The organism is Microcystis sp. M109S1 (genome assembly GCF_020247025.1).
Lineage (GTDB): Bacteria > Cyanobacteriota > Cyanobacteriia > Cyanobacteriales > Microcystaceae > Microcystis.
The window spans coordinates 1-8,326 of record NZ_JADBRW010000197.1 but is presented as its reverse complement, the minus strand read 5'-3'; the positions used below and the strand labels follow the sequence as shown (position 1 = coordinate 8,326).

The 8,326-nt window shown below is 41.3% G+C and carries 11 protein-coding genes and 1 pseudogene; 9 read left to right on the top strand and 3 right to left on the bottom strand.

Annotated elements, in window-relative coordinates; translation table 11 throughout:
* Together IM322_RS09600 and IM322_RS09595 are read left to right on the top strand one after the other, a co-directional pair.
* Nucleotides 1–194: type II toxin-antitoxin system RelB/DinJ family antitoxin (locus tag IM322_RS09600; protein ID WP_287676156.1), on the top strand; the 194-nt coding region annotated here is incomplete at its 5' end.
* Entirely contained in the window at nt 188–463 is a 276-nt protein-coding gene (locus tag IM322_RS09595) for a type II toxin-antitoxin system YafQ family toxin (RefSeq protein ID WP_043995505.1), read from the top strand. The genes IM322_RS09600 and IM322_RS09595, both read left to right, overlap by 7 nt.
* Nucleotides 464–674: 211 nt before the next feature.
* Here IM322_RS09595 and IM322_RS09590 read toward each other — a convergent pair whose 3' ends face one another.
* Nucleotides 675–800 carry a hypothetical protein gene (locus IM322_RS09590; protein ID WP_287676155.1) on the bottom strand — a complete coding sequence of 42 codons (126 nt, stop codon included), beginning with the start codon at nt 798–800 and terminating at the stop codon, nt 675–677.
* Between IM322_RS09590 and IM322_RS09585 the strand changes: the two genes are divergently transcribed.
* The 6 genes from IM322_RS09585 (at nt 791) to IM322_RS09560 (ending at nt 6,757) form a co-directional block, all read left to right on the top strand.
* A complete protein-coding gene (locus IM322_RS09585) occupies nt 791–2,659 on the top strand; it encodes a cation:proton antiporter (protein ID WP_287676154.1) in 1,869 nt (622 codons plus the stop codon). The two genes, IM322_RS09590 and IM322_RS09585, sit on opposite strands and share 10 nt — an antisense overlap.
* A gap of 83 nt (nt 2,660–2,742) precedes the next feature.
* A complete protein-coding gene (locus IM322_RS09580; RefSeq protein WP_002761850.1) occupies nt 2,743–2,997 on the top strand; it encodes a hypothetical protein in 255 nt (84 codons plus the stop codon).
* Nucleotides 2,990–3,292, top strand: a complete 303-nt coding sequence (locus IM322_RS09575) for a DUF3181 family protein (protein ID WP_287676153.1) — start codon at nt 2,990–2,992, stop codon at nt 3,290–3,292. The genes IM322_RS09580 and IM322_RS09575 overlap by 8 nt, the downstream gene beginning before the upstream one ends.
* A 255-nt stretch (nt 3,293–3,547) precedes the next feature.
* Nucleotides 3,548–4,633 (top strand): alanine dehydrogenase, encoded by a 1,086-nt coding sequence (ald, locus tag IM322_RS09570; protein ID WP_287676151.1) that lies wholly within the window; start codon nt 3,548–3,550, stop codon nt 4,631–4,633.
* Nucleotides 4,634–4,915: 282 nt separating this feature from the next.
* A complete protein-coding gene (gene dcm, locus IM322_RS09565) occupies nt 4,916–5,932 on the top strand; it encodes a DNA (cytosine-5-)-methyltransferase (RefSeq protein WP_287676150.1) in 1,017 nt (338 codons plus the stop codon).
* Nucleotides 5,933–5,944: 12 nt separating this feature from the next.
* Complete coding sequence (locus IM322_RS09560; protein WP_287676149.1) at nt 5,945–6,757, top strand: BsaWI family type II restriction enzyme; 813 nt, start codon at nt 5,945–5,947, stop codon at nt 6,755–6,757.
* Nucleotides 6,758–7,037: 280 nt separating this feature from the next.
* Here the strand turns inward: IM322_RS09560 and IM322_RS09555 are convergent, their stop codons facing one another.
* Together IM322_RS09555 and IM322_RS09550 are read right to left on the bottom strand one after the other, a co-directional pair.
* Nucleotides 7,038–7,376, bottom strand: coding sequence for a XisI protein (locus IM322_RS09555; RefSeq protein ID WP_012268251.1), 339 nt, complete (start codon nt 7,374–7,376; stop codon nt 7,038–7,040).
* A 65-nt stretch (nt 7,377–7,441) separates the two neighbouring features.
* Nucleotides 7,442–7,975, bottom strand: a pseudogene (locus IM322_RS09550) (bluetail domain-containing putative surface protein); the annotation flags it as partial.
* A 162-nt stretch (nt 7,976–8,137) separates the two neighbouring features.
* Between IM322_RS09550 and IM322_RS09540 the strand changes: the two are divergent.
* Nucleotides 8,138–8,326, top strand: a 189-nt coding sequence (locus IM322_RS09540; protein WP_287713184.1) for a transposase family protein, incomplete at its 3' end; no start/stop codon positions are given.

Genomic DNA, 8,326 nt, shown 5'->3' with positions numbered 1-8,326 from the left:
TGCTACAAAAAATCCAGCATCCAGCCTTATCTGATGTCGATTTTCATCAAGGTTTTCCCTTTGATGTTCAAATTCCTAATACAGAAACGCTCGCCGCCATTGAAGAAGTAGAAAAACATCCTGAGCGTCTTAAGCGTTATACTAGCGTCGGGCAGATGTTCGAGGATTGGAACAAGGATACAGGGGAATGTTAACCCCACAGGAAAGCACCCGCTTTCGACGCGATTTGAGGCGGATGAAAAAACGGGGTAAAGACTTGGAAAAGTTAAAAACTGTGGTGGAACTACTGGTGCAAGAACAAATACTACCAGAGCGATACCGAGATCATAATCTCGTTGGAGATTGGTCGGGTTATGGTGAGTGCCATATCGAGCCGGATTGGTTGTTACTCTACAAGATTGAACGAGATGAGGAAAGCTTGACACTCGTTCGGACTGGGACTCATTCGGATCTGTTCAAATAGTCTTCTAGTAGGGTGGGAATTGCTAACTCGCGCTAGACTAGATTAAAATAATTAATTAACTCCCAAGAATTTGTTTATTTATCAGTCAAGCTGCTGCAATCAATACTAAACTAATTGATTCCCTTGCTCAAATTATCCTTTCCTTAACTGACGAAGAACAACAGCTTCTCGTACAAAAAATTCAGCATCCAGCACTAGCCTCTGAGGAAATTCAACGCCAACGGGAGGTATTAAAACGTGACATCGAGCTAGGAATGGAACAACTCAGGCAGGGTGATGATAATAAACCCGCTTCGATAACCGATAGCCGATAACCGATCGCTAAACATGGATCCATCTTTCGCCCTTACTCTGCAAATTGTCATCACTGTGGTGGCGGGGATTACAGCCCAAGTCATCGCCGAATACCTGAAAGTTCCCAGTATTGTCTTCCTGCTTATTTTTGGGATTGCTTTAGGGTCCGATGGTTGGGAAATTTTACACCCCCAAAGTCTGGGAATTGGCTTAGAAGTCCTTGTTGCCCTCTCTGTGGCGATTATCCTATTTGAAGGCGGTTTAAGCCTGAGCGGACGGGAATTAGGGCGAGTTTCTGGCAGTTTACGCAATCTTGTCACCCTCGGTACTTCCATCACTCTCATCGGTGGCGGTATGGCGGCCCACTGGTTGGGGGAATTTCCCTGGCCGATCGCTTTTCTTTACGCTTCTTTAGTGGTAGTAACCGGTCCGACGGTGATCGGTCCTTTGCTGAGGCAAGTAGCCGTAGATCGGCGGGTGGCGACGCTTTTGGAAGGGGAAGGGGTATTAATCGACCCTGTGGGCGCAATTTTAGCCGTAGTGGTGCTAAATACGATTATTGATAGTCATGCCCGCCCCATGGAAATTATCACTGGTTTAACCCTGCGTTTAGGCATCGGGGCGGCGATCGGCATTGCTGGAGGCGGATTGTTAAGTTTTATTATAAAAACTTGCAATTTTCTGACTTTTGAGTTAAAGAATCTCGTGGTTTTAGCGGGAGTCTGGGGATTATTTGGTTTATCGCAATTTAGTCGCAGTGAATCGGGGTTAATGGCGGTGGTAATGGCGGGAATCGTGCTAAAAGCGGCGGCAGTTCCCGATGAGCGGTTATTAAGACGTTTTAAGGGTCAATTAACGACTCTTTGCGTGTCGGTACTGTTTATTTTACTAGCGGCGGATCTTTCGATCGCCAGTGTGATCGCTTTGGGTTGGGGCAGCGTCCTGACCGTGTTAGTCTTGATGCTGGTGGTACGTCCCCTGAGTGTGGCTCTGTGTACCCTAAAAAGTGACCTAAATTGGCGACATAAGCTATTTATCGCTTGGGTTGCCCCTAGGGGAATCGTTTCTGCCTCAGTAGCTTCTTTATTTGCCATTTTACTCACCCGTGCCGGTATTAATGGCGGTGAAGCGATCAAAGCTTTAGTCTTTTTAACAATTTTAATGACCGTTTTTATTCAGGGATTAACGGCGCGGTGGGTGGCAAAAGGGCTAAAAATCACTTCTTCTGCGGCAACAGGAGCAGTAATCGTCGGTTGTAATCCTCTAGGTCGCTTAATCGGTTGTTTATTCCAAGAACAAGGGGAAAACGTGGTTTTAATCGATACGGATGCCGCAGCCTGTCAGCAAGCAAAAGAAGACGGTTTGACGGTGCTGCAGAGTAGCGGACTTGATACAAAAATACTGCAAGAAGCAGGCATCGAATCCATGGGAACTTTTCTGGTTTTGACTAATAATAGCGAGGTTAATCTGGTTTTAGCCCAAAGAGCCAGCGAGGAATTTCATCCTCCCCGGGTGTTGGCTGCCTTTGCGGGAACCCCTAACCCAGATAAAAATAAGGTTAATCAGGTTTTTCTCCCTAGTTTTTCGGTCAAGGAATGGAATCAGTATTTAGACGATAATCAGATTAAATTGGGTAAAACTATCTTTAAAGGCAATGATTTGAGCGAACAACAAACCAGATTAACTAAATTAATTGAAAATGGCGAACTGCTGCCCCTACTATTGCGTCGCGATAATTCCCTACAGGTAGTAACAGAAAGGGAAGAATGGCGCACCGGAGACGAATTAATCTATATTATGCGCGATTTACGCCCACAACTGCTTAAACGTCTTTCCGGCACTGTCAAAACCCGTTTATCTTTAGAAATCTTACCCGAAGTGGAAATCGCCACCAGTAGATAATTTGAGTACAAGCGATATGCTGACGGCTGATAGCTAAAAAAACGGTACACTGATAACTGATAACTGATAACTAATAACTGCTTATGCCTCCTCGTTGGCCACGTCAACCCGATCGCAAAAACGATCCCGCTTTCCGACGTTTAGATGATCGCATGAATTTCGCCGTTCATGTGGCGGGTTTTTTAGCGATTAATTCAGGGTTGTGGTTTTTTCATATCATCAAATTTTCCGATTGGACTTGGTTGAATCTGTTCACGGGAATTTGGGCTATCCTATTGGTGGGACATTTGATTTATATAGCGGCGATCGCTAACTACTCGGTAACATCCCATGGCTAATACAACTCAGGACATCGAAAATCTGGCGGCCCAAATCGGCGAGAATATCTATATTGACGTGGCTAAATGGCATCTCTATCTCCGGGAAGCACATTTACACAGCGTCGTTGCCGAAAAAGTCTTCCCTTTGCTCGAAAACGACAGCTTAAGCGAGAATGCAGTCATGTCTATCCTGCGGGAGATAAAAGTCACCCTCGGAGGTGGTCATCTGCAAGTTTCTCTAGCGGATTTGTTACCCAGCAAATGTCAGATAGATTTAATCGATTTGCTCGAAGAATACCAAAAAAGTCGCTAAAATTCCCAAATACTATGCCTGATAACTCGCAAACTAGGACTAACAGCCTAAAGTAGTTAGGGTTTGCTGAATAAATCTAAAAACTTTGTTCGATAAGTACTGGCCATTGGAGTGAACCGGGGGAAAATTCCGGGACTTTTCCCCTGAAAATTAGGTAATTGACCCCCTGAAAATGGCTAAAACCCCACACCCTACCCCCACCGAAAAACTTTTTGCCGCATACCCTAGTTAGAAATAGTCCCCCAGAAGCAAACCATGGAAATAGGTGTTCCCAAAGAGATTAAAGATCAAGAGTTTCGCGTCGGTTTGAGTCCTAGTAGTGTGCGTGTACTCAATGATCGCGGTCACAGGGTATTTGTGGAAACGGCCGCCGGATTGGGTGCTGGATTCAGCAATGAGGATTACCAAAAATCTGGGGCCAAAATTGTGGAAAAAGCGGCACAAGTTTGGGATAAACCGCTAGTTGTCAAGGTAAAAGAGCCGCTTAAGGCAGAATACGGCTTTTTAAATAAGGAAGCTCTCCTATTCACCTATTTACACCTAGCGGCCGAGCGCTATTTAACAGAAGCATTAATCGAGTCGGGAACAACTGCGATCGCCTATGAAACGGTCGAGCTTGCCGATGGTCGCTTGCCTCTCTTGACTCCCATGAGTGTTATTGCTGGTCGTCTTTCGGTACAATTTGGGGCCCGCTATCTGGAAAAACAACAGGGAGGTAGGGGAGTTTTACTGGGGGGGTTTCCCGGGGTGAGTCCTGGACAAGTGGTTATCCTTGGCGGTGGTGTAGTGGGTACAGAAGCGGCCAGAATTGCCGTCGGTATGGGGGCAAAAGTAACTATTTTAGATATTAACGTCGAGCGCTTGGCCTATTTAGAAACTTTATTCGGTTCCAGGGTAGAATTGCTTTATAGTAGCCCGGCACAATTAGAAAATGTGGTTCCTAAGGCCGATTTATTGATTGGGGCAGTGCTAGTCTTAGGAAAACGAGCGCCGACTCTGGTTTCTCGCTCTTTAGTCGCCAAAATGAACCCTGGTTCCGTAATTGTCGATGTGGCAGTGGACCAAGGGGGCTGCGTGGAAACCCTGCGGGCCACTTCCCACAGTCAACCGACTTACCTGGAGTCGGGAGTAGTACATTATGGGGTGCCTAATATGCCTGGAGCAGTACCCTGGACGGCAACCCAAGCTTTAAATAATAGTACCCTACCCTACGTTATTAAATTAGCCGACCATGGGGTAAAAGCCTTGGACCAAGATGTTTCCCTCGCTAAGGGGTTAAATGTCGCCAATCATCGGTTAATTCATCCTGCTGTGCGCGAAGTTTTTCCCGATTTGATTTGAATGTCAAAAAGGTGCGACTGAATTCTTTTGAGCTACGAGGAAAATCAGTCGTATCTCTCTTAAGTAGGGAGGCACAATTATTTGTAGGATGGGTTAGCGCACTTCGTAACCCATGCGGGCGTTGGGTTTCATGCTTCAACCCAACCTACGTTCATCTTATATTTAATTCCACCCACCCACTTAACAATTAAAACAGGATTAAGGTGGTTAATTCACTTGTACTTTAGCTATCTTGTTGGTTATAATCAAGGAAGATCATCCCTATAAAAATATTAAGATAAAATGTTCAAATTTATTGATTTATTTGCTGGCATTGGGGGCTTTAGAATAGCTTTTGAAAATCTGGGTTGTCAGTGTGTTTTTTCATCGGAGTGGAATAAATTTTCTCGAAAAACCTACGAAGCCAATTTTAACGATAGTCCCGAAGGAGATATTACTTTAATTCCCGCTTTAACAATACCAGATCATGATATATTGACGGCTGGGTTTCCCTGTCAGCCTTTTAGCATAGCTGGAGTAACTAAACACAATGCGTTAGGTACTCGCCATGGATTTGATCATCCCACTCAAGGAACACTTTTTTTCGAGGTTGTCAGAATTATTCGAGAAAAAAGACCGAAAGCATTTATTTTGGAAAATGTCAAAAATTTACAGAGTCATGACAAGGGTAAAACATTTGAAGTGATTAAAAATACCCTAGCAGAGGATTTAAATTATCATATTTATTATCAGGTAATAGATGCTCGTTCTCTTGTTCCCCAGAACAGAAAAAGAATTTTTATTGTCGGGTTTGAGAAACCTAGCCGATTTATGTTTCCAGAAATACCAGATATTCATCCTAAAATTAAAGATATTCTTGAAGGGGAAGTTAATAGTAAATATACTTTAACAGATCATCTCTGGGATTACTTACAGAAGTATGCTGATAAACATAAAGAAAAAGGGAATGGTTTCGGTTATGGATTGGTTAATTTAGAGGGGATTGCCAGAACTTTGAGTGCTAGATATTATAAAGATGGTTCCGAAATTTTGATCCCTCAACAGGGAAAAAATCCCCGTCGTCTAACACCAAGAGAATGTGCAAGATTGATGGGATTTCCTGAAAAATTCATTATTCCTGTATCTGATAATCAAGCTTATAAACAGTTTGGTAATGCGGTTGTACCTCCTGTAGTAGAGGCAATAGGAAGGGAGATATTGCTAAGTCTTAATAATCCTATTTTAGATCAGAAAAATTTGCTTGATTCATCTCGCAAAAATCCAATTATCAAACAATTAGAACTTGCCCTAGTTTTTTAATCCTAAAGATTTATGAGTGATATCTATAGTTTTAATTCTCAGGAAAATCAATTAATCGAGACAATCAAGAATGCTTATTATATGCCACCTGTAATCTCGAAAATAGATGCTATTTTAGAAATTCAAGATGTGGAGATATATCAAAATGCTTTCAATCATCTCTATGAAGTTATTCAAGGTTCGCAAGAGGAAGTAGAAAAAATTATTAAACAAAGAAAGCTTCAGGGATTGATTAAAGATGAAAAACAAACTGCCAAAGCTGTGGTAGGAAACATATTTCCCTATGCGGTTATCTATATTTTTCTCAAAAATAAGGAAATCAAGAATATTGATCAAGATATTTGTATAACTAATAAAGAATCTGATGTTCGAGGATTTGAAAATATATCGACTATTAAATTGGGTGATGGAGAACAACAAAAACTAGATTGTGATTTGATCATTTATTCTTACCATACTTCTGCAAAGATAAGTGATGGTAATAATCAAGAAATACCCTATCCTAAATGTATAATTTTATCGCTAAAAACTTCTTTGCGAGAAAGAGCGGCACAAACCTATAAATGGAAACTTTTGCTAGAAATAGCTAATGACCATGGCTCTAAAGTTAAGGAAAAATACGGCATTAACTATAATGTTCCAGAAATTCCTCTTATCTGTTTTGTTACAGTTAATTTTTATAACGAAATTAACAATCCTCAACAACGAGGAATGTTAAAATTTTTTGATAAAGCATTTTTAGCCAAAAACATTAATAAAGAATTGCAAGATTTTATTAGTCCTCTATCAGAATTATTGGACTTTGTTAGAGATTTTTTCAAATAGATCGATTAAAATAAAAAAAGGCTCAGGATCAAGGTAGTGAGACGTTAGAACTAAATTTTATCAACTATCGCGGTAAAACTTTAAATGTTCCCGATCGCTTTTCACCAGATTTGGATTTTTAAAACTATCATCGCTATCATATATTTCAGGGCTAAAAGTACGACAAGTTAAATTAAATTCTCCATTGCATTACTTTGTTTATAATTGAGTTTGTCTAAAACACTTTTGCAATTTCAGCTTGTGCATAAAGTTTTATGTACAGATTCAACATTTTTGGTGACTAAGCTACAGCAAATCCTGTATATTTGCGTACTTTAGGATAACGAAAGCCGAGTACTATATCTTCTTTGGGAATACCTGCCTCCATCAAATCAGTAGCTATACCTTCCTCCGTTTCATCACATTGAATCCAGACTTTATCGACAACCAAGCTAAGGTGAATTGGTGTTGCATGGAGATACTTATTACCACTCCAACCGAAATCTAAAACTAGATAATGTCCTCGTTCATCATCAAATATAACCTGAGAAGTGTAGCCATCAGGTAAAGTAGCACGATAGTTAGCATGATTCTGGAGAACAGTCTTAATAATACCTTGATATTTTAATCGGGTATCCATTGCACGATTACCTCACTTTCATCATCAAAGACAATTAAAAGGGGAGAATTAATCCCCCCATCAATTTAGACAAAGAAACTATTGACCGCAATAGTGCCGAGCGCCGGTAAAGTACCCGTTAACCCGGTGAGATTAATCACCAAATCATTAGCACTTTGGAAACCAAGCGTACCGTCGTTGATAATTAGGTAAGTAGAAGAACTATTGTCCCGCACTAAAACAGCACTGTTAATTCCGAGAGCTTGATTTCCGGCTGTTGCCCCATTAGCATCGGTAAAGACGTTAGTAACAATGGTGTCAATATTGGTCGTGGTGCTATCTGCGGCCTGGGTAAAAGCGACAGGAGCATTAATTGCCGCACCAGCTTGACTAAGCAGGTCAATTTTATCAGTACCAATAGCAAAATCCGTAACTCGGTCTAGGGCTGCAGCCGTGGACTGACCAAATTGAAAGATGAAGATGTCTGTCCCCATCCCACCGGTTAAAGTATCGATTCCAGCAGCACCATTGAGGGTATCGTTACCAGCGCCACCAACTAGAATATCATTACCTAAGCCACCAACTAGAATACCTGGGGAGGGATTACCAATCTGATTATCACCATTAAAATCTTGTTGGAAGTTGGTTTCTTGGGTAAAAGCTTCCGATGAGTTTAATCCCCACCATCCGGTAGGGCTGTTTCATTCTCCCATCAGAATATCAAAAGTAAAAGCGATCACTGTCTTTGTAAAATGAGAAGTGACCGCCAACCTTTAAAATATATCTTGAGATTAATAGAAAAACTGAAACAAGTCAAGGACTTTCGGAAAAATAAAGGAAAAAGACACCCTTTATGGATAGTATTATTAGTAATAATACTGGGAACAATGCTAGGATACTCAGGTTATAGAGAGCTAGGAGAGTTTGCTAAAAATAATCGGCACAGGCTCAGTCAAGAATTTAACATAATT